The sequence below is a fragment of the Variovorax sp. RTB1 genome, assembly GCF_035018765.1.
Taxonomy (GTDB): Bacteria; Pseudomonadota; Gammaproteobacteria; order Burkholderiales; family Burkholderiaceae_C; genus Variovorax.
In genome coordinates this window covers 44,801-69,005 of record NZ_JASJXG010000015.1, presented here as the reverse complement: position 1 = coordinate 69,005, position 24,205 = coordinate 44,801, and the positions used below count along the sequence as shown (strand labels likewise).

Annotated in this window: 22 protein-coding genes; 17 read left to right on the top strand and 5 right to left on the bottom strand. The window is 63.8% G+C overall.

Features of this window, described 5'->3' with window-relative positions:
- Nucleotides 1-2 precede the first annotated feature (2 nt).
- From QN397_RS11975 to QN397_RS11935, 9 genes are all read left to right on the top strand, one after another.
- Nucleotides 3-326, top strand: coding sequence for an NAD(P) transhydrogenase subunit alpha (locus QN397_RS11975; RefSeq protein WP_187053461.1), 324 nt, complete (start codon nt 3-5; stop codon nt 324-326).
- Entirely contained in the window at nt 323-1,822 is a 1,500-nt protein-coding gene (locus tag QN397_RS11970) for an NAD(P)(+) transhydrogenase (Re/Si-specific) subunit beta (RefSeq protein WP_323497845.1), read from the top strand. The genes QN397_RS11975 and QN397_RS11970 overlap by 4 nt, the downstream gene beginning before the upstream one ends.
- A gap of 57 nt (nt 1,823-1,879) precedes the next feature.
- Nucleotides 1,880-3,574 (top strand): long-chain-fatty-acid--CoA ligase, encoded by a 1,695-nt coding sequence (locus tag QN397_RS11965; protein WP_323497844.1) that lies wholly within the window; start codon nt 1,880-1,882, stop codon nt 3,572-3,574.
- Between the two features lie 69 nt (nt 3,575-3,643).
- Nucleotides 3,644-4,654: an ABC transporter permease subunit gene (locus QN397_RS11960; protein ID WP_187053458.1), complete on the top strand. Its 1,011-nt coding sequence runs from the start codon at nt 3,644-3,646 to the stop codon at nt 4,652-4,654.
- Nucleotide 4,655: 1 nt separating this feature from the next.
- Nucleotides 4,656-5,561 carry an ABC transporter permease subunit gene (locus QN397_RS11955; protein WP_187053457.1) on the top strand — a complete coding sequence of 302 codons (906 nt, stop codon included), beginning with the start codon at nt 4,656-4,658 and terminating at the stop codon, nt 5,559-5,561.
- The gene (locus tag QN397_RS11950; RefSeq protein ID WP_323497843.1) at nt 5,558-6,577 is read left to right on the top strand and encodes an ABC transporter ATP-binding protein; all 1,020 of its coding nucleotides are present in this window, start codon (nt 5,558-5,560) and stop codon (nt 6,575-6,577) included. Before QN397_RS11955 ends, QN397_RS11950 begins: the two co-directional genes overlap by 4 nt.
- Entirely contained in the window at nt 6,574-7,626 is a 1,053-nt protein-coding gene (locus tag QN397_RS11945; protein ID WP_323497842.1) for a peptide ABC transporter ATP-binding protein, read from the top strand. The genes QN397_RS11950 and QN397_RS11945 overlap by 4 nt, the downstream gene beginning before the upstream one ends.
- 66 nt (nt 7,627-7,692) lie before the next feature.
- Nucleotides 7,693-9,291 carry an ABC transporter substrate-binding protein gene (locus tag QN397_RS11940; protein ID WP_323497840.1) on the top strand — a complete coding sequence of 533 codons (1,599 nt, stop codon included), beginning with the start codon at nt 7,693-7,695 and terminating at the stop codon, nt 9,289-9,291.
- A gap of 46 nt (nt 9,292-9,337) precedes the next feature.
- On the top strand, nt 9,338-10,081 hold the full coding sequence (locus tag QN397_RS11935) for a 5'-methylthioadenosine/adenosylhomocysteine nucleosidase (protein ID WP_323497839.1): 744 nt from the start codon (nt 9,338-9,340) through the stop codon (nt 10,079-10,081).
- 114 nt (nt 10,082-10,195) lie between these two features.
- Here the strand turns inward: QN397_RS11935 and corA are convergent, their stop codons facing one another.
- The gene (gene corA, locus QN397_RS11930; RefSeq protein ID WP_323497838.1) at nt 10,196-11,188 is read right to left on the bottom strand and encodes a magnesium/cobalt transporter CorA; all 993 of its coding nucleotides are present in this window, start codon (nt 11,186-11,188) and stop codon (nt 10,196-10,198) included.
- A gap of 213 nt (nt 11,189-11,401) precedes the next feature.
- Between corA and QN397_RS11925 the strand changes: the two genes are divergently transcribed.
- From QN397_RS11925 to hprK, 4 genes are all read left to right on the top strand, one after another.
- The gene (locus QN397_RS11925) at nt 11,402-13,549 is read left to right on the top strand and encodes an ATP-dependent helicase (protein WP_323497837.1); all 2,148 of its coding nucleotides are present in this window, start codon (nt 11,402-11,404) and stop codon (nt 13,547-13,549) included.
- A 332-nt stretch (nt 13,550-13,881) separates the two neighbouring features.
- Nucleotides 13,882-14,211 carry a ribosome hibernation-promoting factor, HPF/YfiA family gene (hpf, locus tag QN397_RS11920; protein ID WP_323497836.1) on the top strand — a complete coding sequence of 110 codons (330 nt, stop codon included), beginning with the start codon at nt 13,882-13,884 and terminating at the stop codon, nt 14,209-14,211.
- Nucleotides 14,212-14,313: 102 nt separating this feature from the next.
- Nucleotides 14,314-14,781, top strand: a complete 468-nt coding sequence (locus QN397_RS11915) for a PTS sugar transporter subunit IIA (protein ID WP_187053450.1) — start codon at nt 14,314-14,316, stop codon at nt 14,779-14,781.
- A 28-nt stretch (nt 14,782-14,809) separates the two neighbouring features.
- Nucleotides 14,810-15,766 carry an HPr(Ser) kinase/phosphatase gene (gene hprK / locus QN397_RS11910; RefSeq protein WP_187053449.1) on the top strand — a complete coding sequence of 319 codons (957 nt, stop codon included), beginning with the start codon at nt 14,810-14,812 and terminating at the stop codon, nt 15,764-15,766.
- Here hprK and fur read toward each other — a convergent pair.
- On the bottom strand, nt 15,763-16,182 hold the full coding sequence (gene fur, locus QN397_RS11905) for a ferric iron uptake transcriptional regulator (protein ID WP_187053448.1): 420 nt from the start codon (nt 16,180-16,182) through the stop codon (nt 15,763-15,765). The genes hprK and fur overlap by 4 nt on opposite strands.
- Before the next feature lie 87 nt (nt 16,183-16,269).
- Between fur and QN397_RS11900 the strand changes: the two genes are divergently transcribed.
- From QN397_RS11900 to QN397_RS11885, 4 genes are read left to right on the top strand one after another with little or no spacing between them, the layout of a single operon-like run.
- Nucleotides 16,270-16,824 (top strand): outer membrane protein assembly factor BamE, encoded by a 555-nt coding sequence (locus QN397_RS11900; RefSeq protein ID WP_323497835.1) that lies wholly within the window; start codon nt 16,270-16,272, stop codon nt 16,822-16,824.
- A 1-nt stretch (nt 16,825) separates the two neighbouring features.
- Entirely contained in the window at nt 16,826-17,626 is an 801-nt protein-coding gene (gene dapB / locus QN397_RS11895; protein WP_323497834.1) for a 4-hydroxy-tetrahydrodipicolinate reductase, read from the top strand.
- Between the two features lie 10 nt (nt 17,627-17,636).
- Complete coding sequence (locus QN397_RS11890; RefSeq protein ID WP_323497833.1) at nt 17,637-18,347, top strand: MotA/TolQ/ExbB proton channel family protein; 711 nt, start codon at nt 17,637-17,639, stop codon at nt 18,345-18,347.
- Between the two features lie 16 nt (nt 18,348-18,363).
- Nucleotides 18,364-18,810 carry a biopolymer transporter ExbD gene (locus QN397_RS11885; protein WP_323497832.1) on the top strand — a complete coding sequence of 149 codons (447 nt, stop codon included), beginning with the start codon at nt 18,364-18,366 and terminating at the stop codon, nt 18,808-18,810.
- 49 nt (nt 18,811-18,859) lie between these two features.
- On the opposite strand, the gene QN397_RS11880 is transcribed toward QN397_RS11885, so the two are convergent.
- From QN397_RS11880 to glgC, 3 genes are read right to left on the bottom strand one after another with little or no spacing between them, the layout of a single operon-like run.
- Nucleotides 18,860-21,370 carry a glycogen/starch/alpha-glucan phosphorylase gene (locus QN397_RS11880; RefSeq protein ID WP_323497831.1) on the bottom strand — a complete coding sequence of 837 codons (2,511 nt, stop codon included), beginning with the start codon at nt 21,368-21,370 and terminating at the stop codon, nt 18,860-18,862.
- Nucleotides 21,371-21,408: 38 nt separating this feature from the next.
- Nucleotides 21,409-22,869, bottom strand: coding sequence for a glycogen synthase GlgA (gene glgA / locus QN397_RS11875; RefSeq protein WP_323500960.1), 1,461 nt, complete (start codon nt 22,867-22,869; stop codon nt 21,409-21,411).
- 6 nt (nt 22,870-22,875) lie between these two features.
- Nucleotides 22,876-24,168, bottom strand: coding sequence for a glucose-1-phosphate adenylyltransferase (gene glgC / locus QN397_RS11870; protein ID WP_323497829.1), 1,293 nt, complete (start codon nt 24,166-24,168; stop codon nt 22,876-22,878).
- Nucleotides 24,169-24,205: the final 37 nt, after the last annotated feature.

Below are 24,205 nucleotides of genomic sequence, written 5' to 3'. Positions count from 1 at the left end.
CCATGGACCCCGTATCTCACACAGTCATCAACCTGATCATCTTCGTGCTGGCCATCTACGTGGGTTACCACGTGGTGTGGACCGTCACGCCGGCGCTGCACACGCCGCTGATGGCCGTGACCAATGCGATCTCGGCGATCGTCATCGTCGGCGCCATGCTGGCGGCTGCCCTCACCGTCACGCCGCTGGGCAAGACCATGGGCGTGCTGGCGGTGGCGCTGGCGGCGGTCAACGTCTTCGGCGGCTTCCTGGTGACCCGGCGGATGCTGGAGATGTTCAAGAAGAAAGAGAAGAAGACCGTGGCACCCGCAGGAGACAAGACATGAGCATGAATGTGGTCACGCTGCTGTACCTCGTCGCCAGCGTCTTCTTCATCCAGGCCCTGAAAGGCCTGAGTCACCCGACCACCTCGATCCGCGGCAACGTCTTCGGCATGAGCGGCATGGCGATCGCCGTGGTGACGACCATCGCGCTGGTGCACGGCCAGGCGCAGTCGCTCAACGTCGACTTCGGCCGCGGCCTGGCGTGGGTGCTGGGCGCGCTGGTGGTCGGCGGTGGTGTCGGCGCCTACATGGCGAACAAGGTCGAGATGACCAAGATGCCCGAGCTGGTCGCTTTCATGCATAGCATGATCGGCCTGGCAGCGGTGTTCATCGGTGTTGCTGCGGTCGCGGAACCGTGGGCCTTCGGCATCACGCCGCCGCCAGTGGCTGCCGTCGCGGCCGCCACGACGGCCGATGGCGCGGTGCTGGTCGACGGCTTCTTACGTTATGCGATTCCGTTCGGCAACCGGCTCGAGCTGTTCTTGGGCGCGGCCATCGGCGCGGTCACCTTCAGCGGCTCGGTCATCGCCTTCGGCAAGCTGTCGGGCAAGTACAAGTTCCGGTTGTTCCAGGGCGCGTCGGTCCAGTTCAAGGGCCAACACATGCTCAACCTGGTGCTCGGGTTGCTGATGCTGGTGCTCGGCCTGGTGTTCGTCGGCACCGAAAGCTGGATCGCCTTCTTCGCCATGCTGGCGCTGGCCTTCGTGATGGGCGTGCTCATCATCATCCCTATCGGCGGCGCCGACATGCCTGTGGTGGTGTCGATGCTCAACAGCTATTCGGGCTGGGCGGCGGCGGGCATCGGCTTCTCGCTGAACAACGCGATGCTGATCATCGCGGGCTCCCTGGTGGGCTCGTCGGGCGCGATCCTGAGCTACATCATGTGCAAGGCGATGAACCGCTCGTTCTTCAACGTGATCCTGGGCGGCTTCGGCGGCGAGGCCACGACCGCGGCCACCGGCGCCAAGGAGCAGCGCCCGGTCAAGAGCGGCAGCGCGGACGATGCGGCCTTCGTGCTGGGCAACGCCGAGACGGTGGTGATCGTGCCGGGCTACGGCCTGGCTGTCGCTCGCGCACAGCACGCGGTGAAGGAGCTTGCGCAGAAGCTGACTGACAAGGGCATCAAGGTCAAGTACGCGATCCACCCGGTGGCGGGCCGCATGCCGGGCCACATGAACGTGCTGCTGGCCGAAGCGGAAGTGCCATACGACCAGGTCTTCGAGATGGAAGACATCAACGGCGAGTTCGGCCAGGTCGACGTGGCGATCATCCTCGGTGCCAACGACGTGGTGAACCCCGCAGCGCACACCAAGGGCAGCCCGATCTACGGCATGCCCATCCTGGAGGCGTACAAAGCCAAGACAGTGATCGTGAACAAGCGAAGCATGGCGGCAGGCTATGCGGGCCTGGACAACGAACTGTTCTACATGGACAAGACCATGATGGTCTTCGGCGATGCGAAGAAAGTAGTCGAGGACATGGGCAAGGCGATCGAGTAGCCTGACGGCGAGCCACGAGCCCGAACGCGAGCACCGAACAAAGAGAGACACAGAGACATGACAGACCGCCCCTGGCTGAGCAGCTACCCGCAAGGCGTACCCGCCGACATCGACGCCTCGCGCTACGCGTCGCTTGTCGCGCTCATGGAAGAAAGTTTCACCAAGTACGCCGATCGCACGGCCTACAGCTTCATGGGCAAGGACGTCAGCTACGCCGAGACCGACAAGCAAAGCAAGGCGTTGGCGGCGTACCTGCAAGGCCTCGGCCTGGTCAAGGGCGACCGCGTCGCCGCGATGATGCCCAACTGCCCGCAGTACCCGATGGCCGTCGCTGCCATCCTGCGGGCGGGGCTGATTCTGGTGAATGTGAATCCGCTCTACACGCCGCGCGAGCTCGAGCACCAATTGAAGGACTCCGGTGCCAAGGCGATCGTGATCATGGAGAACTTCGGCGTCACGCTGCAGCACTGCATCGCGTCAACGCCGATCAAGCACATCGTGCTCGCGTCGATGGGCGACCGGCTCGGCTTTTTGAAGGGTGCGCTCGTCAACTATGTGGTGCGCAACGTCAAGAAGCTCGTGCCCGACTTCAATCTGCCGACTGCGGTGCGCTTCAACGATGCGCTCGACCAGGGCGCGGCCCGGACATTCCAGCCCGTGACCATCGGGCCGGACGATGTCGCGGTGCTTCAGTACACCGGCGGCACCACCGGCGTATCGAAGGGCGCGGTGCTGCTGCATCGCAACGTGATCGCCAACGTGCTCCAGTCAGAAGCCTGGAACGACCCTGTCATGCATCGCGTGCCCAATGGCGAGCAGCCGACCAGCGTGTGCGCGTTGCCGCTGTATCACATCTTCGCGTTCACGGTGAACATGATGCTGGGACTGCGCACCGGCGGCAAAGTGATCCTGATCCCCAATCCGCGCGACATGGCTGCCACGCTGAAGGAGTTGTCCAAGCACACCTTCCACAGCTTCCCTGCGGTCAACACGCTCTTCAACGGACTGGCCAATCATGCGGACTTCAATACCGTCAACTGGAAGAATCTGAAGGTGTCGGTCGGTGGCGGCATGGCCGTGCAGGGCGCTGTCGCCAAGCTCTGGCTCGAGAAAACCGGCTGCCCGATTTGCGAAGGTTACGGCCTGTCGGAAACCTCGCCGTCGGCCACTTGCAACCCGACCACCAGCACGTCCTACACCGGCACCATCGGCCTTCCGCTGCCCAGCACCTGGCTCAAGCTGCTCGACGACGACGGCATCGAAGTGCCGGCCGGCGAGCGGGGCGAAATCGCCATCAAGGGCCCGCAGGTGATGGCGGGCTACTGGCAGCGGCCCGATGAAACAGCCAAGGTCATGACGCCCGATGGCTATCTCAAGACCGGCGACATCGGCACCGTCGATGCGCAGGGCTTCTTCAAGATCGTCGACCGCAAGAAAGACATGGTGCTGGTGAGCGGCTTCAACGTCTACCCTAACGAGGTCGAAGACGTGGTGGCCACGCTGGCCGGCGTGCTCGAATGCGCGGTGGTCGGCGTGCCGGACGAGAAGACCGGCGAAGCGGTCAAGCTGGTGATCGTTCGCAAAGACCCGACGCTGACGGAAGACCAGGTCAAGGAGTTCTGCCGTGCCAACCTCACCGGCTACAAACAGCCGCGCGTGATCGAATTCCGTACCGACCTGCCAAAAACGCCGGTCGGCAAGATCCTGAGACGCGAACTGCGCGACGCCAAGAAGCCGGCTGCGGCCGTCTGACCGCCCTCCGGTAACAGGAACGGAAACGCGCGTCGGTCGGCCGGCACTGGTCTTGCATCAAGACGATCGATGTTCCGTTTCATTCTCACGCGCCTGAGCCTTTTGGTGCCGACCTTCATCGGCATGACGCTGCTCGCGTTCTTTTTGATTCGTCTGGTGCCCGGTGACCCGATCGAAACGCTGGCCGGTGAGCGCGGCATCGACCCGGCGCGCCATGCGGAACTGCTGAAGGCCTATGGCTTCGACAAGCCTCTGATCGCGCAATACGGCATCTACATCGCACGGGTGCTGCACGGCGACCTGGGCAAATCGGTCATCACGCAGGAGCCGGTCATGAGCGAGTTCTTGTCGCTTTTTCCTGCCACGGTAGAGCTTGCGCTGTGTGCCATCGTCTTTGCCCTGGTGCTCGGAATTCCAGCCGGGATCCTGGCGGCAGTACGACGAAATTCCATCTTCGACCACGGCGTGATGGCGGTGTCGCTCACTGGCTATTCGATGCCGATCTTCTGGTGGGGCCTGCTGCTCATCCTGTTCTTTTCGGTGCAACTGGGATGGACGCCGGTGTCGGGACGCATCGCCGTCCAGTATTTCATCGAGCCGAGCAGCGGCTTTCTGCTCATCGATTCGCTGCGGGCCGGCGACGTCGACGCTTTCTGGTCGGCACTGCATCACCTCATCCTGCCGACCATCGTGCTCGGCACGGTGCCGCTTGCGGTCATCGCGCGCATGACGCGTTCGGCCATGCTCGAAGTGCTGGGCGAGGACTACATCCGCACTGCGCGCGCCAAGGGCTTGTCGCGTTTTCGCGTGGTCGCGCTGCACGCGTTGCGCAACGCGCTGATTCCGGTAGTCACGGTCATCGGGCTTCAGGTCGGCGTGCTCTTCACGGGCGCCATCCTGACCGAGACGATCTTCTCGTGGCCCGGTGTCGGCAAGTGGTTGATCGAGGCGATCGGTAGGCGCGACTATCCGGTGTTGCAGGGCGGCATGCTGCTGCTGGGCGTCATCGTGATGATCGTTAATCTGCTGGTCGACGTGGCCTACGGCGTCATCAATCCGCGTATCAGGCAGTCGCGCTGACATGGCCTTGTCCACCTCTTCTTCGCCCATCCTCGTGATGACCGCACCGCCCGGGCCATGGCGCGAGTTCTGGGCCGCGTTCTCGGCGAACCGGGGCGCTGTGATGGGGCTCGTCGTCATCGTCGTACTGTTGTTCGTTGCCTTGGCGGCTCCGCTGATCGCACCGCACGCGCCCAACCTCACGAACAGCGCCGCATTCTTGCGGCCACCGTTCTGGCAGCAGGGTGGCTCCATCACGTACTTCCTCGGCACCGACGCCATCGGCCGCGACATCCTGTCGCGCCTCATGTTCGGCGCGCGCCTGTCGTTGTCGATCGGCATCGCGGTGGTGGCGATGTCGGTGATCGTGGGCGTCTCACTCGGCCTCATCGCGGGCTTCTTTCGTGGCGTCGTCGAGATCGCGATCATGCGGGCGATGGACATCGTGCTGACCTTGCCGAGCCTGCTGCTGGCCATCGTGGTGGTGGCGATTCTTGGGCCGGGGCTCGTCAACGCGATGCTCGCGGTGGCGATCGTCGTGCTGCCGCATTACGTGCGCATCACGCGGGCGGCGGTCATCACCGAAGTTTCGCGCGACTACGTGACGGCGGCACGCGTCAGCGGTGCCAGTACCTTGCGGCTCATGTTCAGCGAGGTGCTGCCCAACTGCGCGGCGCCGCTGATCGTGCAGGCGTCTCTCGGCGTCTCGACGGCCATCCTCGATGCGGCGGCGCTCGGCTTTCTCGGCCTCGGTGCGCAGCCGCCATCGCCCGAGTGGGGAACGATGCTGGCCGACGCGCGTGAGTTCGTGTTGCGCGCGTGGTGGGTCGTGACGTTTCCGGGGCTGGCGATCCTGATCGCTGTGCTCGCCTTCAACCTGCTGGGCGACGGGCTGCGCGATGCGCTCGACCCGAAGTTGAAACGATGAGCCTGCTCGACATCAAAGAGTTGCACGTCGACTTCCCCACGCAGGGCGGCGTGCTGCATGCCGTCGACGGCGTGAGCCTGACGGTCGACGAAGGCGAGGTACTCGGCATCGTCGGCGAATCGGGCTCGGGCAAGAGCGTCACGATGATGGCGCTGATGGGCCTCATCGCCTACCCCGGCCGCGTGCAGGCGGCGCACATGCGCTTTGCCGGCAACGACCTGCTCGGCATCTCCGACAAGGCGCGCCGCAACCTGGTCGGCAAGGATGTCGCGATGATCTTTCAGGACCCGACGACCAGCCTCAACCCCTGCTTCACTGTCGGCTTCCAGCTGATGGAAACCTTGCGGCTGCATCTGAAGCTCGACAAGCGTGCAGCCAAGACACGCGCCATCGAGCTGCTCGAACAGGTCGGCATTCCGGCGGCGGCGACGCGCATCGACAGCTACCCGCATCAGCTCTCGGGTGGCATGAACCAGCGCGTGATGATCGCGATGGCGATCGCCTGCAACCCTCGCTTGCTGATTGCCGACGAGCCGACCACCGCGCTCGACGTGACCATCCAGGCGCAGATCCTCGACCTGCTGCGCAACCTGCAAAAAGAGCGCGGCATGGCGCTGGTGCTCATCACGCACAACATGGGCGTGGTGGCCGACATGGCGCAGCGCGTGGCGGTCATGTATGCGGGCCAGGTGATGGAAGAGCAGCGCGTCGACCGACTCTTCAGCACCCCGCAACATCCGTACACCGAGGCATTGCTGGCGGCGTTGCCGGAACGCGCTGCGCCGGAAGGTCGGCTCGCCACGATCGCTGGCATGGTGCCCGGCGTGCACGACCGCCCTGCGGGCTGCCTTTTTTCGCCGCGCTGCGTCGACGCGACGGCCAACGCTTGCGCGGTGCGGCCGGCGTTGCAAGCGTTTCAGGACGCACAGGTGCGTTGCCACTTTCCGTTGGGCGACGCAGATCGGTCGATTGCCATCATGGATGACCGTTCGCGCGCAGTCGAGGCGCTGTCATGAGCGCCGCCGAGCCCGATTTGAAATCGATGACGACCGAACCCTCGTCGAGCGAAACCGTGGTCGAGGCGGTCGACCTGAAGCGCGTCTACGAGGTGCGGCGCGGGTTGTTCCGTGCGCCTGCGAAATTGCAGGCCGTCGGCGGCGTTTCGTTCAGGCTGGCGCGCGGCCGCACGCTCGCGGTGGTCGGTGAATCGGGGTGCGGCAAGTCGACGTTGGCACGCATGGTGTCGTTGATAGAAAAGCCGACATCGGGCCGCCTCACGTTGATCGGTGTCGACGCGGTCGACCCGCCGCTCGACCGCAAGCGTGAGCTGCGCCAGGCCGTGCAGTTGGTGTTCCAGAACCCATTCGGCTCGCTCAACCCACGCAAGAAGATCGCAGCCGTACTAGAAGACCCGCTCGCCATCAACACGGCGTTGAGCAAGGCCGACCGTGCCGCCAAGGCGCGCGACATGTTGGCGCGTGTCGGCCTGCGGCCCGAACATGCCAACCGATATCCGCACATGTTCTCCGGCGGCCAGCGGCAGCGCATCGCCATCGCGCGGGCACTCATGCTGGAGCCGCGGCTGCTGGTGGCAGACGAGCCGGTGTCGGCGCTCGACGTGTCGATCCAGGCGCAGGTGTTGAATCTGCTGGCGGACCTGCAGGCCGAGCTCGGGCTCGCATACCTTTTCATTTCGCACGACCTGGGCGTGGTGCGGCACATCGCGCACGATGTGCTGGTCATGTACCTCGGCCACGCTGTGGAGCAGGGGCCTAACGCGCGCATCTTTGCGCGTCCGCTGCATCCCTACACGCAAGCGCTGCTGGCATCCACGCCGGGGCTCGCGACCGCGCGCATCGTGCTGCAGGGTGAGTTGCCGTCGCCGCTCGATCCTCCGGCCGGTTGCGTGTTCAGCACGCGCTGTGGGCACGCTACCGAACGCTGCCACATCGAGCGCCCGCTGCTGCGCGCACTCGACGAGCGCATGGTGGCGTGCCACTATGCCGAGAAGTTCATCGATGGGCCGGTCGCGGTGCAGATCGCGCGCTCGCCGATGGCGTTCTGAATTCGCTGAGTCACCACGTCACTTCGTGACCCGTTTTGTCGTTCAGTTTTTTGAGAAGGAGATCCCATGAAGAATGTTCGTCTCGCATCGGTGCTGCTGCCGATGGCCTTTGCCCTCACTTGCGGCGCTGCGGCCGCCAAGACACTGGTCTTCTGTTCCGAAGGCAGCCCCGAGAATTTCTACTCGGCAGTCAACACGACCGGAACCTCGTTCGACGTGACCACACAGGTCTACAACAACGTGGTCGACTTCGAGCGCGGCGGCACCAAGGTGTTGCCCAGTCTGGCCGAGAGCTGGACCATCTCACCCGACGGCACCGAGTACACCTTCAAGCTGCGCAAGGGCGTGAAGTGGCACACGACGAGCAAGAACTTCAAGCCGACGCGCGACTTCAACGCCGACGACTTCATCTTCTCGATCGAGCGACAGTGGAAAGAGAACGACCCGTACTTCAAGGTCACGAGCCAGAACCACTCGTACTTCAACGACATGGGCATGCCCAAGCTTTTGAAGACGGTCGACCGCATCGATGACTACACGGTGAAGATCGTGCTGAACAAGGCCGAGGCGCCGTTCCTGGCCAACCTCGCGATGCCGTACGCCGGTGTGCAGTCGAAGGAATACGCGATCGCGATGCTGAAGGCCGGCACGCCTGAAAAGATCGACCAGGACCCAATCGGCACCGGCCCGTTCTACCTGGTTCAGTACCAGAAAGACGCCATCGTCCGCTTCAAGGCGTTCCCGCAATATTGGGGCGGCAAGGCAAAGATCGACGACCTGATCTTCTCGATCACGCCCGATGCGTCGGTGCGCTGGGCCAAGCTGCAAAAAGGGGAGTGCCATGTGATGCCGTATCCGAATCCGGCCGACCTCGATGCGATCCGCAAGGACCCGAACGTGCAGGTGCTGGAGCAGGCAGGCCTCAACGTCGGCTACCTTGCGTACAACACGACCAAGAAGCCGTTCGACGACGTGCGCGTGCGCAAGGCCATCAACATGGCGATCGACAAGAAGGCGATCATCGACGGCGTCTACCTGACGACCGGCGTCGCCGCCAAGAACCCGATTCCGCCGACCATGTGGTCTTACAACGATGCGGTCAAGGACGATCCCTACGATCCCGCTGCTGCCAAGAAGCTGCTGGCCGAAGCCGGTCTCGCCAACGGCTTCACGACCGACCTGTGGGCCATGCCGGTGCAGCGCCCCTACAACCCGAACGCCAAGCGCATCGCCGAACTGATGCAGGCCGACCTTGCCAAGATCGGCGTCAAGGCCGAGATCAAGACCTTCGAATGGGGTGAGTACAGGAAGCGCATGCAGGCCGGCGAGCACCAGATGGGCATGCTCGGCTGGACGGGCGACAACGGCGATCCGGACAACTTCATGTACACGCTGCTGGGTTGCGCATCGGCGCAGTCGAACGGTTCCAACGTCGCCAAGTTCTGCTATCAGCCCTACGAAGACCTGGTGGTCAAAGCCAAGAACGTGCCCAAGCAGGCCGATCGCGACGCGCTCTATAAAAAGGCACAGGTCATTTTCAAGGAACAAGCACCTTGGTTCACCATCGCCCACGCCGTGCAGTTGAAGCCGGTACGCAAGGAAGTCGTCGACTTCAAGCTGAGCCCCTTCGGCCGTCACACTTTCTATGGCGTCGACATGAAGTGATGGCGCAAGCCACGGCGGAAGCGACCGCGAACGTCGGGGTGCTCTGATGCCGACGGCCATCCTGAGTGCGCTGCCCGAAGAGCAGCACGGCCTGCGCGAGCAGCTCGAAGAAGCGATGCATGTCCGGCATGCGGGCCGCGATTTCCACACCGGCCGCTGGCACGGCAAGCCGGTGGTGCTGGCGCTGTCGCGCATCGGCAAGGTCGCCGCGGCAACCACGGCGACGGCGCTGATCGAACGCTTCGGTGTTCGACGTATCGTGTTCACCGGTGTGGCCGGCGGTTTGCACCCAGACGTGCGGGTCGGCGACACCGTCATCGGCACAGCGTTTCTGCAGCACGACATGGATGCATCGCCACTGTTCCCGCGCCACGAGGTGCCGCTCTACGGCCGTTCGCGCTTCGCCGCCGACGAAGAGTTGGTCGACCTGCTCGCGATGGCCGCAGGCGCCGTCTCGACCGGCGTGTTCGACGCCGCGACACGCGCCCGCTTCAGCCTCGGCGGCATGCGCATCCACAAAGGATTGCTGGTCAGCGGCGACCGCTTCGTTTCAGCCGCGCATGAAGCGCTGACCCTGCAGCGCGACCTCCCCGAAGCCCTCGCCGTAGACATGGAGGGCGCAGCGGTAGCCCAGGTCTGCCACGACTACGCCATCCCCTTCGCCGCAGTCAGAAACATCTCCGACCGCGCCGACGAAACGGCCCACGTCGACTTCCCCGCGTACCTCTCCCAAGTCGCCGGCAAGCAAGCCAGAGCCCTGATCGGCGCCCTGCTCCCCTTGCTCGACTAACGTCCCGGTATCAGTTCAGGAACACCGCAGCACCGGCTCGCCCGGCCGCTGGTGTTGCCCCCGGTCAGGGGGTGGGAGCGGCGACACGAAGTGCGCAGCGACCTGGGGGCGAGCTCAACTCAACCAGCCCTTGCGCCCGAAGTACCACATCGGTCCCAGGGCACTGGCGATCATGAAAGCCACGACATAGGGGTAGCTGAGCGTGGGGCCGAGCCATTCCAGTTCCGGGAACTTCATGTTCATGCCGTAGATGCTGGCCACCAGTGTCGGCGGCAGCAGCGCCACGCTCGCCACGGAAAAAATCTTGATGATCTTGTTCTGGTTGATGTTGATGAAACCGACGGTCGCATCCATCAGGAAGTTGATCTTGTCGAACAGGAACGCGGTGTGGTTGTCGAGCGACTCGATGTCGCGCAGGATCTGCCGCGCTTCTTCGAATTGCTCGGCGTTCAGCATCTTGCTGCGCATCATGAAGCTGACCGCGCGGCGCGTGTCCATCACGTTGCGCCGAATGCGGCTGTTCAGGTCTTCGTGGCGTGCGATCTCGCCAAGCACTTCGCTTGCCAGGTCGTCGGTCATCTTGCCGGCCAGCACCTGTTCGCTGACTTTCTTCAGTTCGTCGTAGATGTTTTCCAGTGTGTCGGCGGAGTATTCGGCGTCGGCGTCGAACAGTTTCAGCAGCACTTCCTTGGCGTCTTCGATCAGCCCCGGTGCGCGGCGCGCGCGCATGCGCAGCAAGCGGAACACCGGCACGTCTTCGTCGTGTATCGAGAACAGCACGCCGCGGCTGCGCAACTCGCTGTTGTGCTGGTTCAGGATGAAGGCGACGCGCACCGAGCGCGGGTCTTCGTCGTCATCGATCAAAAAGTCGCTGCGAATATGCAGTTCGCCGTTGTCTTCTTCGTAGAAGCGGGCCGACTCTTCAATGTCCTCGTCCATCGCGTCTTCGGGGATGGAGAGGCCGTAATACTGTTTGATCCAGCGCTTTTCGTCGACCGATGGCGACTCTAGGTCGACCCAGATCGGCTGGAATTTCGACAGCTCTTCGAGCGACTCGATTTCTTCCTGGACGAGGCGCCCGTTGGCGAGCGTAAAGATATTGAGCATGGGCTCACTCCCGTGGATGGACTGTGCGGTTGAACGAGGGCGGGGCGCTTCCGAATCCCTCGATCGACACGCGCGTCAAACGGGAACCGAAAGCTGCCAAGACGGGTAGGTTTCCAAGGCGGAGTCTCCGGTTACAGCAAGGCGCGAATTATGTCACCGGGCCCGTCATGTAACGGTCACGCATCTGGATGGGCATCCAGTAAAATTGCGCCAATGCAGACCGTGGCGCCGACCCTTCTCCCTCCGCATCTTTCAGCGCATGGCGCGGTACCGACCACGCAGGCAGAGCGGCTCGCTGCGGCGCTGACCGACCTGAACGATGAACAGCGGGCAGCGGTCGAGCACGGTGTCTATGCGGCATTTGGCGAACCTGCTTGCGACGACCGACCACTGCTGGTTATCGCCGGTGCCGGCTCGGGCAAGACCAGCACGCTCGCGCACCGCGTGGCGCGGCTCATCGCGCAAGGCACCGATCCGCAGCGCATCCTGCTGCTGACGTTTTCACGTCGTGCCGCGCAAGAGATGGAGCGCCGCGCCGGCCAGGTCGTGGCACGGGTGTTCGCACTCAAGTCGGAGGTGCCGCCGGCGTTGCCTTGGGCCGGCACCTTTCACGGCATCGGCGCGCGACTGTTGCGCGAATACGCGGCGCACATCGGACTGAACGACAACTTCACCATCCACGATCGCGGCGATGCGGAAGACCTGATGGGTTGGGTCCGGCATGAACTCGGGTTGTCGAGCAGCACCCGACGCTTTCCGCACAAGGGCACCTGCCTGTCGATCTACTCTCGCACCGTCAACACCTGTGCCTCGCTGGGCGACGTGCTGGAGCAGGCGTTTCCGTGGTGTGCCGAATGGGAGGTCGAACTCAAGCGCTTGTTCGGCGCTTATGTCGAGGCCAAGCAGCAGCAGAACGTGCTCGACTACGACGACCTGCTGTTGTACTGGGCCGGCATGGTCGCGGAGCCCACGTTGGCTGCGCAGGTCGGCGCGCGTTTCGACCACGTGCTGGTCGACGAGTACCAGGACACGAACCGCTTGCAGGCGTCGATTCTGATGGCGCTCAAGCCCGATGGCCGTGGCGTGACAGTGGTCGGCGACGACGCGCAATCGATCTATTCGTTTCGGGGCGCCACGGTGCGCAACATCCTCGACTTTCCGACGCAGTTCACGCGCCCGGCGCGCATCGTCACGCTGGAACGCAACTACCGCTCCACGCAGCCGATCCTCGACGTGTCGAACGCCGTCATCGCACAGGCGGCCGAGCGGCATGCCAAGACGCTGTGGACCGACAAGGCTTCGGCCGGCCGGCCTCAGCTGGTGCTGGTGCCCGACGAAGCGCAGCAAGCGCGCTGGGTGGCCGACCGCGTGCTCGCGCACCGTGAGGGCGGGCTCGCGCTCAAGTCGCAGGCGGTGCTCTTTCGCACCTCGACGCACAGTGCGGCGCTGGAGCTCGAACTGGCGCGGCGCAACATCCCGTTCGTCAAATACGGCGGCCTCAAGTTTCTCGAAGCCGCGCACGTCAAAGACCTCCTCGCGGTGCTGCGCTTTGCCGAGAACCCGCGCGGCCGGATGGCGGGCTTCCGCGTGACGCAGATGATTCCGGGCATCGGGCCGGCGACAGCAACACGCCTGCTCGATGCCATGGACGTGGCCGCCGACCCCGGCGCCGCGGTAAAGGCATTCATGCCGCCCGCTGCAGCGCAGGTCGAATGGCAACGCTTTGCCGAAACGTACGCCGCCTTGCGTGAGTCGTCGCTCAGCTGGCCAGCCGATATGGAACTCGCATTGCGCTGGTACATCCCGCACCTCGAACGGCTGCACGACGACACCTCGGGCGTGCGACGTGGCGACGTCGAACAGCTGGCTCGGCTCGCCTCCGGTTATGCCTCGCGCGAGCGATTTTTGACCGAGCTCACGCTCGATCCGCCCGAGGCCACGAGCGATCGCTCTGGGCCACCGCTGCTCGACGAGGACTATCTGATCCTGTCGACCATCCACTCGGCCAAAGGCCAGGAATGGAACTCGGTTCACGTGCTCAATGTGGTCGATGGCTGCATGCCGGCCGACGTCGCTCAGGGCGCGCAGGAGCTCGAGGAAGAGCGGCGGTTGCTTTACGTTGCCATGACGCGGGCGCGCGACCATTTGCACCTGCTCGTGCCGCAGCGCTTTTATGTCACGCAGCAGGCCGTAAGGGGAGATCGCCATCTTTACGCCGGGCGCACTCGCTTCATTACCGCGGCCGACACGGCACGGTTCGAGCAGGTGACATGGCCGGCACCGCCTGCGAGGGCGCCCGCGGTGCCGCCACCCGCCGCGACCATCGATTTGCTGAGCCGGATGCGGGCGAGCTGGCGCTGATCCCCTGCCGGCGGCATGGCGATGTAACGACGACCGGGCTTTGATTTGCGGCTGAATCGAATCGCCGACCAATGCGGGCGCACACGGACTGCTATGAATTAGATAGCGCACAAATGTGTCCCCAAAGTCACCCCAAATGTTGGGGAAAGAGAGGGATTGCAATGCCTCGGCAACGTGGGCATAGTGAATCGAACCCACCCTCTTTCTGCCTCGGGCTCCACCTCACTCCCCAGCAATCCTCCCGTTTCTGTACCGGTGCCATTCCGTTTCCGCCGGCCACTTTCCATCCCGGAATGCTGGCCATTTCTGCAACGTTTCCCAGGAGGTCATTCATGAATCTGACGATCAGCGGCCATCACCTCGACGTCACTCCCGCATTGCGAAGTTATGTCACGAGCAAGCTGGACAGGATCACCCGGCACTTCGACCAAGTGGTCGATGTGAAGGTGATCCTCACGGTGGAAAAGCAGAAGGAAAAGGAACGCCGGCAAAAGGCAGAGTGCAACATTCACGTCAAGGGCAGCGACATGTTCGCCGAGTGCAGTAACGCTGATCTGTACGCCGCTGTCGATGAATTGGTCGACAAGCTCGACCGCCAGGTGGTGCGCCACAAAGACCGTCTGCAAGATCATCATCATGAAGCGCCTAAACGTGTGATGTAGTTCTCCTTTGGGTAAATCCTCTTGCATGATCGAGGACCGCCAATCTAGCGGCCCTTTGCTTTTTTCGGGGCCAGTGCATAATCGCCCCCGCCCTGCCCCACAATGAATCGCCTCGCGTCCATCCTGCCACCCGCCCAAGTGCTCGTGAGCGTTGACGCCACCAGCAAAAAACGTGCTTTCGAAGAAGCCGGCTTGCTGTTCGAAAACCTCCACGGATTAGGCCGAGCCCTCATCACCGACAGCCTCTTTGCCCGCGAACGGCTTGGCTCAACCGGCTTGGGTCATGGGGTCGCGATTCCGCATGGCCGCATCAAGGGACTCAAGTCGCCGATGGCGGCGGTGTTCCAGCTGGCCAATGCGATCGGTTTCGACGCACCGGACGAACAGCCGGTCGTGCTTCTCATCTTTTTGCTGGTGCCCGAAGCGGCGACGCAGAAACACCTCGAGATCCTCTCTGAAATTGCCGAGCTGTTGAGCGATGCCGCTTTGCGCGAGAAGATCAAGTCGAGCACCGACGCATCCGTCTTGCACGCACTCATCGCAGGATGGCAGTCGGCGCAGGTGGCTTGAACGCATCGGCAGCAGGACGGTCGCGCGCATGAAGCCGACCGTCATCAGCGCCGATGCGATGTTCGAGGAGTTTCGCGGCTCGCTTCGCTGGGAGTGGCTGGCGGGACTGGGAGCCTCGGAGCGCCAGTTCGACATCGAGGTCATCAGCCGCGCGCAGTCAGCGGCAGACCTGGTCGGCTACCTCAACTACATCCATCCTTACCGTGTGCAGATCCTCGGCGCCCGCGAGGTCGCCTACCTGACGCGCGGAACGCCCGAAGACTGCGCCCGCCGGATCGGCCGCATCGTGACACTGGAGCCGCCGATGCTGGTGCTGGCCGATGCCCAGAGCGCGCCGGACGAACTCCTGTCGATCTGCGAGCGCGCCCAGTTGCCGCTCTTTGCCACGCGCGAATCCTCGGCCTTCGTCATCGATCTGCTGCGCGCCTACCTGTCCAAGCATTTTGCAGAGCGCACGTCGATGCACGGCGTTTTCATGGACATCCTGGGGCTCGGCGTGATGATCACCGGCGAGTCGGGCCTCGGCAAAAGCGAGCTGGGCCTGGAGTTGATTTCCCGTGGCAATGGTCTGGTGGCCGACGACGCCGTCGATCTCTACCGGATCAACCAGAACACGCTCGAAGGCCGCTGCCCCGACTTGCTGCAGAACCTGCTTGAAGTGCGCGGCATCGGCCTGTTGGACATTCGCGCGATCTTCGGTGAGACGGCTGTGCGCCGGAAGATGCGGCTCAAGCTCATCGTGCATCTGGTGCGCCGCGACAGCTTCGAGCGCGACTACGAGCGCATGCCCTCGGCTCCGCTGACGCAAGATGTGCTGGGCATCGCGGTGCGCAAGGTCATCATCCAGGTGGTGGCAGGGCGCAACATTGCAGTACTGGTCGAGGCGGCGGTGCGCAATTCAATTTTGCAGCTGCGCGGCATCGACACCTATGCCGAATTCGTGGAGCGGCACCACAGGGCGATGGAGTCGGGCCGTCAGGACTAGCGTCGGCTGGCGCAGTCGGCGCAAAGGCCGTACAGCGACATGGCGTGGTCTTGCAGAATCCAGCCTTTGTCGAGAGAGATCATTTGCTGGCGCCGCTCGATCTCGGCGTCGTAGAACTCCTCGACCTTTCCGCACGATGTGCAGATCAAATGGTCGTGGTGCTTGCCTTCATTAAGCTCATAGACGGCTTTGCCGCTTTCGAAGTGGCTGCGCTCCAGGATTCCGGCTTGTTCGAACTGGGTCAGCACGCGGTAAACCGTGGCCAGGCCGATGTCGGAGTGCTCGTTGAGCAAAATGCGAAAGACGTCTTCGGCCGTCATGTGCCGCAGGCCGCCGGTCTGGAAGATCTCGAGAATCTTCAGGCGCGGCAAGGTGGCCTTCAGGCCGGTGTTCTTGAGTTCGTCGATGTTGGCCATGGTCGTTCCTGCGTGGGCCGTACGGAACGGGGTCCGCCGGGGGCCAGCCGCTACAATGCGCCGATCATATCGCTACCCTTTTCCCCCATGCTTGCCAATTCAAAAAGCCGCGTCTGGCTTATCGCCAGCGTCGCCGCGAGCCTCTGTCTGGGCGCTTGCACCAACCTCGGCACGCGAACCCGCGATGCGTTGAGCGCTGTCACGCCCTACAAGGTCGATGTGGTCCAGGGCAACTTCGTCTCCAAAGAGCAGGTCGAGCAGCTGAAGCCTGGCATGTCGCGACAGCAAGTGCGCGAAGTACTCGGCACCTCGCTGCTGACCGACGTGTTCCATGTCGATCGTTGGGACTACGTCTTCACCATTCGTCGGCAAGGCGTCGACGCTCAGCAGCGCCACCTGACTGTTTACTTCAAGGGCGAGGTACTCGACCGCTTCGACGGCGACACCATGCCGAGCGAAGAAGAATTCGTGGCGGCTGTCGATGCCCGCAAGCGCAGCGGCAAGGTGCCCGTGCTCGAAGCCAGTGAAGACCAACTCAGCAAGTTCGTGCCGGACAAGAGCATCAAGCCTGACGCATCTGCCGCTTCGCTGGCTCCGCTGCCGCCGAGCTACCCGCCGCTCGAATCCACCACCACCCGCTGACATGCGGCGTATCGCGATAGCTGGCGCCTCTGGTCGCATGGGCCGCATGCTCATCGAGGGCGTGCGCAACGCGCCTGACCTCGAACTGGCCGGCGCGCTGGATGTGCCGGGCTCCGAAGCCCTCGGCACCGACGCCGGCGCGTTTCTCGGTTTTGCGAGCGGCGTGCCGATCGTCTCTGATCTGCGCAATGGGCTCAAAGATGCCCAGGTGCTGATCGACTTCACGCGGCCTGAAGGCACCTTGGCGCACCTCGCGGTCTGCCGCGAACTCGGTGTGCAAGCGGTCATCGGCACGACAGGTTTCACCGACGCGCAAAAAGCGGAGATCGCCAAGATCGCCGAGGACATCGCGATCGTCATGGCGCCCAACATGAGCGTCGGCGTCAACGTCACCTTGAAGCTGCTCGAAATGGCGGCGAAGGCACTTTCGACCGGCTACGACATCGAGATCATCGAGGCACACCATCGCCACAAGGTCGATGCGCCGTCCGGCACCGCGCTGAAGATGGGCGAAGTGATCGCCGACGCGCTGGGTCGCGACTTGAAGGAATGCGCCGTCTACAGCCGCGAAGGCCTGACCGGTGAGCGCGACCCGTCCACCATCGGATTTGCCAGTATCCGCGGCGGCGACATCGTCGGCGACCACACCGTGCTCTTCGCCGGCACTGGCGAGCGCATCGAGATCACCCACAAGTCGGCCAGCCGCGCCACTTACGCGCAAGGCAGCTTCCGCGCTGTGCAGTTCCTTGCGCAGCAAAAGGCTGGATTGTTCGACATGTTCGACGTGCTCGGCCTGCGCTAGAAGGCATCGGGTGAGCGTTCTCGAGCTGCTGACCCAGGGCGATGGCGTCAGCCGCGCGGTGGCGGCGCTGTTGCTCGCGATGTCGGTGTCGAGCTGGGTCGTTATCCTGCTGAAAGCCTGGTTGTTGCGCAGCGGCACCCGCAGCGTGCTGCGTAGCATCGCCGCGTTCTGGCAGGCCACCACGCTGGCCGAGGCAGAGCAGAACCTCAAGTCGCTCGATCGTACGGCGCTGGTGTTGCCTGCGGTAACGGCTGTCAAAAACCTGGCTGTTGCGACTGCAACGAGCAGCACTACGCTCGGCGCGGCTGGTGATCGGTCGCAGCGGCTCACACGCGTGCTGCGCGACGCACTGCATGGTTCGCTTCGCCGACTGCAGTCGGGCCAGATCCTGCTGGCGACCGTCGGCGCCACGGCGCCCTTCGTCGGCCTGCTCGGCACCGTCTGGGGCATCTACCGGGCGCTGTCCGGTATTGCTGGGCAGACCGGTGGCTTCACGATCGACAAGGTGGCGGGTCCGGTCGGCGAGGCGCTGGTGATGACGGCTTTCGGCCTCGCGGTGGCGATCCCGGCCGTGCTGGCCTACAACGTGTTCGGTCGTGTGATCGGCCGCATCGAGGCCGAGCTCGAAGGCTTTGCGCACGACCTGCTCGGCACCTTTGGCGGCGTGGTAGCCCGGCGCGACGAAACGTTGCCGCCGGCGCGGCCGATGCCTGTCGCCTGACCCGCGGAATACGCAAATGGCCTTTGGTCGCATTTCGCTCGGAAGCAGCCACGGTGGCACCGGCGGGCAACGTCCGCTCTCCGACATCAACGTGACGCCGCTGGTCGATGTCATGCTCGTGCTGTTGGTGATCTTCATCATCACCGCGCCGCTGATGGCCAGTTCGATCAAGCTCGATCTGCCGCAAACCGATGCCGGCCAACCGAACGACACGCCCAAGTTCGTGAGTCTGTCGGTCGACGCGGCCGGCAAGGTGTTCTTGAACGACCAGGCGGTGAGCGATGACGAACTCGCGAGTCGCTTGCAAAAAGCCGCCGCCAACAGCCGCGACACCGAGGTGCAACTGCGTGCCGACCATACGGTTCCGTACGGCAAGATCGTCGAGCTCATGGGCATCGCGAACAAGGCGGGCTTGAGCCGCATCGGCTTCGTGACCGAAGCGCCAACGCAGCCCGCGCGCTGACGCGAAGCCATCGGCCTCAAGGGCCGATGGCACGCGGAGGCTCAGACGTTCAAAGCACCACCGGCTTCGTATGCCAGATGTCGTGCGCGTATTCGGCAATGGTCCGGTCCGACGAAAACGCGCCCATGCCCGCCACGTTAAGGATCGCCATCCGCGTCCACGCATCCGCATCGCGGTACAGCGCATCGACCTTGCCTTGCGCCTCGATGTAGCTGGCGTAGTCGGCCAAGAGCAGATAGTGGTCGCCCCAGTTCACCAATGAGTCGTAGATGCCTTGGTAGCGCGAAGGCTCGCCGGGAGAGAACGCGCCGTCGCGCACCGCGTCCAGCACGCGCTGTAACTCGGGGTTGGCGCCGTAGATGTCGCGCGGCTGGTAGCCATGCAAGCGGATGTCCGCAACCTCCGGCGTGGTGTTGCCGAAGATGAAAATGTTCTCTGCGCCGACGTTGTCGCGCATCTCGACATTGGCGCCGTCGAGCGTGCCGATGGTCAGTGCGCCGTTGAGCGCGAACTTCATGTTGCCGGTGCCCGAAGCCTCGGTGCCGGCGGTTGAAATCTGCTCTGACAAATCGGCCGCCGGCATGATGATCTCGGCCAGGCTCACGCTGTAGTTTGGCAAGAAAACGACCTTCAGCAACTTGCCGACGCGTGGGTCGTTGTTGATGACTGCTGCCACGTCGTTGATGAGCCGAATCACCATCTTGGCAACTACATAGGCCGACGCCGCCTTGCCCGCGAACACCACCACGCGCGGCACGATGTCGATCGGTCCGCCCGCCGCGTGCGCGTCGAGGATGCGCTGGTAGCGCGTGATGACGTGCAGCACGTTAAGCAACTGGCGCTTGTATTCGTGGATGCGTTTGACCTGTACGTCGAACATTGCGTCGGTGTCGATCACCACGCCCATGTGCTGCTCGATCCAGTTGGCCAGGCGCAACTTGTTCTCGCGCTTTGCATGCCGGAACGCACGTGCGAAGGCGGGTTGTGCCGCCATCGGCTTCAACGCTTCGAGCTGCATCAGGTCGCGGCGCCAGCCCTTGCCGATGCGCTGGTCGAGCAGTGCGGCGAGCGACGGATTCGCCTGCGCCAGCCAGCGCCGCGGCGTCACGCCGTTGGTCTTGTTGTTGAAGCGCTCCGGAAAGATGCGGTTGAAGTCGGCAAAAATCGATTGCTTCATCAGCTCCGAATGCAGGCCCGACACGCCGTTGATCGAGTGGCTCGCCAGCACCGCGACGTACGCCATGCGCACGCGCCGCTCGCCCGACTCGTCGACCAGCGACAAGCGGCGAAGCAGCTCGACATCGTTGCCGACCTTCTGCGTCACGGTCGCGAGAAACTTCGCGTTCATGTCATAGATGATCTGAAGATGTCGCGGCAGGATGCGACCCATCATCTCGACCGGCCAGGTCTCCAGCGCCTCGTGCATCAGCGTGTGGTTGGTGTAGCTGAAGACCTTTTGCGTGGCAGCCCATGCCGTGTCCCAGTCGAGGTTGTGCTCGTCGAGCAGCAACCGCATCATCTCGGGCACCGCGAGCACTGGGTGCGTGTCGTTCAGGTGGATGCTGACTTTGTCGCCCAGCTGGTCGAAGGTGGTGTGGTTGCGCAGATAGCGGCGCAGCAAGTCCTGCACGCTGGCGCTGCAGAAAAAGTACTCCTGATGCAGCCGCAGCTCGCGGCCCGACGTTGTCGAGTCATCGGGGTACAGCACGCGAGAAACGTTCTCCGACTGGTTCTTGCTCTCGACCGCGACCATGTAGTTGCCCTTGTTGAAGGCAGACAGGTCGATCTCTTCGGTGGCACGGGCCGACCACAGGCGCAGCGTGTTTGTCGCTTGCGTGCCGTAGCCGGGAATGATGGTGTCGTAGGCCACGGCCAGCACGTCGTGCGTGTCGACCCAGTCGGCAGCGCCGTAGGGCGCGTTGTTGCCCTCACGCTTTTGCACATGGCCGCCGAAGCGCACGCGGTAGTTGACCTCGGGCCGCTGGAACTCCCACGGGTTGCCGCGTGTGAGCCAGTAGTCGGGCGTCTCCACTTGCTGGCCGTCGACGATGCGCTGGCGGAACATGCCGTATTCGTAGCGAATGCCGTAGCCCATGCCGGGAACGCCGAGCGTCGCCATCGAGTCGAGAAAACACGCGGCCAGGCGGCCGAGGCCACCGTTGCCGAGCGCCGCATCGGGCTCGCGTTCGGCCAGCGCCGACATGTCGACGCCGAAGTCGGCCAGCGCTTCGCGCACGGTGTCGTAGAGGTCGACCGCCAGCAGCGCGTTCGTGAACGTGCGCCCGATCAAAAACTCCATCGAGAGGTAGTACACGCGCTTCACGTCTTGCTGGTACTGCGCACGGGTCGTGGTCATCCAGCGTTCGACCAGTTGGTCTCGCACGGCCAACGCGGTAGCGTTGAGCCAGTCGTCCTGGCTGGCCGCGACTGGGTCTTTGCCGACCGCGTAGATCAGTTTGTTCGCAACAGCGCGTTTGAAAGCGGCGACGTCACGATCGGGATGGTCGTATTCGAAAGTTTTGATAGGTGTCGCTGCGGTCGTGGGCGTCGTTGTGGTCATAAAGTGTTCGCAGAGGTTGTGAGGGGGCTTGGAAGCCGTCAGGCGATGGCCTGTTGATAGACCGCGATGTATTGCGCGGCGGCGGTTGCCCAGTCGACAGGGCGGCGCATGGCGGTGGCGCGAACGCGTTTCCAATCCGTCGGACGCCGGTACAGGGCGAAGGCACGACGCATGGCGCGCGCGTAGTCGCCGGGCTCGAAGCGGTCGAAGACAAAGCCGGTGGCCTCGCCGTCCGCCATGTCCTCGAGTGTGGTGTCGACCACTGTATCGGCCAATCCGCCAACGCGGCGCACCAGCGGCAGGCAACCATACTTGAGTCCGTACATCTGCGTGAGGCCGCAGGGTTCGAAAAGCGAGGGCACCAGCGTCACGTCGCCGGCGCCGAAGAGCTGGTGTGCCAGCGACTCGTTGTACCCGATGGTCACGCTCACCGACTGCGGCATGGCGACAGCGCGATGGCGAAACGCATCTTCGAGCCAGGCGTCACCGCCACCGAGGAGCGCCAGCTGGCCGCCCTGTTCGAGCAGCGCATCGAGACCGCTCAGCACGAGGTGCAGTCCTTTCTGTTCTGTCAGTCGGCTGACCACGATGAAGAGCGGGGCATCGGGCAATTCGGAAAGGCCGAGCTGTCGCTGCAGTGCTGCTTTGCTGAGCGCCTTTCCGGCCATGCGCCGAGCTTCAAAGCGGTCGGCCAGCAGTGTGTCGTTGGCCGGGTTCCAGACCTGGTCGTCGACCGCGTTGAGGATGCCGGTGAGCACGCCGTTGCGCGCGCGCAGCAAGCCATCGAGGCCGAAGCCCTGCTCGGACGTCTGGATCTCGCGGGCGTAGGTCGGGCTGACGGTGGTGAGGCGGTCGGCGTAGTACAGCCCGCTTTTCATGAAAGACAACTGGCCGTGATACTCGAGCCCGTTCACCTGGAATGCCGGACCTGGCAGGCCGAGGTCGGCGAAATGCCACGGCGCGAAAACGCCCTGGTAGGCCAGGTTGTGCACGGTGAAGACACTGCCGACGCGCGGTCCGGCTGGCCGCTGGGCAAAGGCCAGGTACGCGGGTACGAGGCCGGCGTGCCAGTCATGGGCGTGCACCACCTGCGGCTGCCAGGCCGTATCGAGCCCTTGGGCCAATTGCGCGCCGGCCCAGCCGAGCAACGCGAAACGGCGGTGGTTGTCGTCGTAGGGCTGGCGATCGGCGTTTTCGTAAGGGTTGCCCGGCCGGTCGTACAACGCAGGCGCATCGATGACGTAGGCAGGAACATCGGGTGCGCCAGTTGTTTGAATGCGGCCGAACAGCAAGCGGCTGGTGTCGCCCCGCGGCGCCCGCAATTCGGCTACGGGCGCCAGGTCGACAACGCCTGCAAGGATGGCTGGAAAGCCAGGCAGCAACACGCGCACCTCCTGCCCGGCAGCTGCGAGCGCGATCGGCAACGCGCCGGCCACGTCGGCCAGGCCACCGGTCTTGAGGAGGGGAAAAAGTTCGGCGCTGACCTGGAGAATTCGCATCGGCGCTCAGATTTCGAGACGCTTGAGCATCTCGCGGGTGACCAGTGTCACGCCGGCCTCGGTGCGCTCGAAGCGTGCTGCGTCGGCGGCCGGGTCTTCGCCGATGACCATGTCGTCGGGGATCGTGCAGCCGCGGTCGATCACCACTTTTTTAAGGCGCGCCCCGCGTCCGATCTCTACGTCGGGCAGCAGCACGGCCTCGGTGATGTCGCAGAACGAATGAATACGTACGCCCGAGAACAGCACCGAATTGCTGACGGAGGAGCCCGAAACGATGCAACCGCCCGACACGATGGTGTTGAAGGTCATGCCGTTCTTGCCGTCGCGGTCAAGAACGAACTTGGCCGGCGGCAGTTGCCTCTGGTAGGTCCAGATGGGCCAGTCGGTGTCATAGATGTCGAGCTCGGGAGTGATGGAAGCCAGATCGAGGTTGGCCGCCCAGAATGCATCAATCGTGCCCACGTCACGCCAGTAAGCCTTGGCGCCGGGTCCGCGTGGCCCGCGCGTTACGCACGACATGCCGAACGGATGCGCGAGTGCGCGCCCTTCGGCCACCGCCCGGGGAATGATGTCCTTGCCGAAGTCGTGATCCGAATCCGGATCGAGGTTGTCTTCTTCGAGCAGTTGGTAGAGGTACTGCGAGTCGAACACGTAGATGCCCATGCTGGCCAGCGCGACATCCGGGTTGCCGGGCATCGCGGGCGGGTCCGCAGGCTTTTCGAGGAATGCGGTGATGGTGCGGTCTTCGTTGATCGCCATCACGCCGAAAGCCGTGGCCTCCATCCGCGGCACTTCGATGCAGCCGACGGTGCAGCCCAGGCCGCGCTCGGCATGGTCCTTGACCATGATCGAATAATCCATCTTGTAGATGTGATCACCGGCCAGGACCACCACGTAGTCGTGCTTCGTCGACCGGGTCTGGAGGATGTCGAGGTTCTGGAACACCGCGTCGGCCGTGCCGCGATACCAGTGCTCGTCACCCACGCGCTGCTGCGCAGGCAGCACATCGACCATCTCGTTGAGTTCGGCCCGCAAGAAGCTCCAGCCGCGTTGCAAGTGACGCATCAGTGAATGCGACTTGTATTGCGTGACCACCGCCATGCGCCGGATACCGGAGTTAAGGCAATTCGACAGCGCGAAATCGATGATTCGGAACTTGCCGCCGAAGTACACGGCCGGCTTGGCGCGCCGGTCGGTGAGCTGCTTCAGCCGCGAGCCGCGGCCGCCGGCAAGCACGAGGGCGATGGTGCGGCGCACGAGCTGGTGCGCCTCGAGAGTGACTGGCGTGGGTTGGTCCATGGTGTGTCTCCGTCTGTCTTTGTTGGTTCGTTCGTCT

Bases quoted from the DNA above. Each gene is read 5' to 3' on its own strand.
- QN397_RS11975 (WP_187053461.1), top strand. From the start codon at position 3: ATGGACCCCGTATCTCACACAGTCATCAACCTGATCATCTTCGTGCTG.
- QN397_RS11970 (WP_323497845.1), top strand. From the start codon at position 323: ATGAGCATGAATGTGGTCACGCTGCTGTACCTCGTCGCCAGCGTCTTC.
- QN397_RS11965 (WP_323497844.1), top strand. From the start codon at position 1,880: ATGACAGACCGCCCCTGGCTGAGCAGCTACCCGCAAGGCGTACCCGCC.
- QN397_RS11960 (WP_187053458.1), top strand. From the start codon at position 3,644: ATGTTCCGTTTCATTCTCACGCGCCTGAGCCTTTTGGTGCCGACCTTC.
- QN397_RS11955 (WP_187053457.1), top strand. From the start codon at position 4,656: ATGGCCTTGTCCACCTCTTCTTCGCCCATCCTCGTGATGACCGCACCG.
- QN397_RS11950 (WP_323497843.1), top strand. From the start codon at position 5,558: ATGAGCCTGCTCGACATCAAAGAGTTGCACGTCGACTTCCCCACGCAG.
- QN397_RS11945 (WP_323497842.1), top strand. From the start codon at position 6,574: ATGAGCGCCGCCGAGCCCGATTTGAAATCGATGACGACCGAACCCTCG.
- QN397_RS11940 (WP_323497840.1), top strand. From the start codon at position 7,693: ATGAAGAATGTTCGTCTCGCATCGGTGCTGCTGCCGATGGCCTTTGCC.
- QN397_RS11935 (WP_323497839.1), top strand. From the start codon at position 9,338: ATGCCGACGGCCATCCTGAGTGCGCTGCCCGAAGAGCAGCACGGCCTG.
- corA (WP_323497838.1), bottom strand. From the start codon at position 11,188: ATGCTCAATATCTTTACGCTCGCCAACGGGCGCCTCGTCCAGGAAGAA.
- QN397_RS11925 (WP_323497837.1), top strand. From the start codon at position 11,402: ATGCAGACCGTGGCGCCGACCCTTCTCCCTCCGCATCTTTCAGCGCAT.
- hpf (WP_323497836.1), top strand. From the start codon at position 13,882: ATGAATCTGACGATCAGCGGCCATCACCTCGACGTCACTCCCGCATTG.
- QN397_RS11915 (WP_187053450.1), top strand. From the start codon at position 14,314: ATGAATCGCCTCGCGTCCATCCTGCCACCCGCCCAAGTGCTCGTGAGC.
- hprK (WP_187053449.1), top strand. From the start codon at position 14,810: ATGAAGCCGACCGTCATCAGCGCCGATGCGATGTTCGAGGAGTTTCGC.
- fur (WP_187053448.1), bottom strand. From the start codon at position 16,182: ATGGCCAACATCGACGAACTCAAGAACACCGGCCTGAAGGCCACCTTG.
- QN397_RS11900 (WP_323497835.1), top strand. From the start codon at position 16,270: ATGCTTGCCAATTCAAAAAGCCGCGTCTGGCTTATCGCCAGCGTCGCC.
- dapB (WP_323497834.1), top strand. From the start codon at position 16,826: ATGCGGCGTATCGCGATAGCTGGCGCCTCTGGTCGCATGGGCCGCATG.
- QN397_RS11885 (WP_323497832.1), top strand. From the start codon at position 18,364: ATGGCCTTTGGTCGCATTTCGCTCGGAAGCAGCCACGGTGGCACCGGC.
- QN397_RS11880 (WP_323497831.1), bottom strand. From the start codon at position 21,370: ATGACCACAACGACGCCCACGACCGCAGCGACACCTATCAAAACTTTC.
- glgA (WP_323500960.1), bottom strand. From the start codon at position 22,869: ATGCGAATTCTCCAGGTCAGCGCCGAACTTTTTCCCCTCCTCAAGACC.
- glgC (WP_323497829.1), bottom strand. From the start codon at position 24,168: ATGGACCAACCCACGCCAGTCACTCTCGAGGCGCACCAGCTCGTGCGC.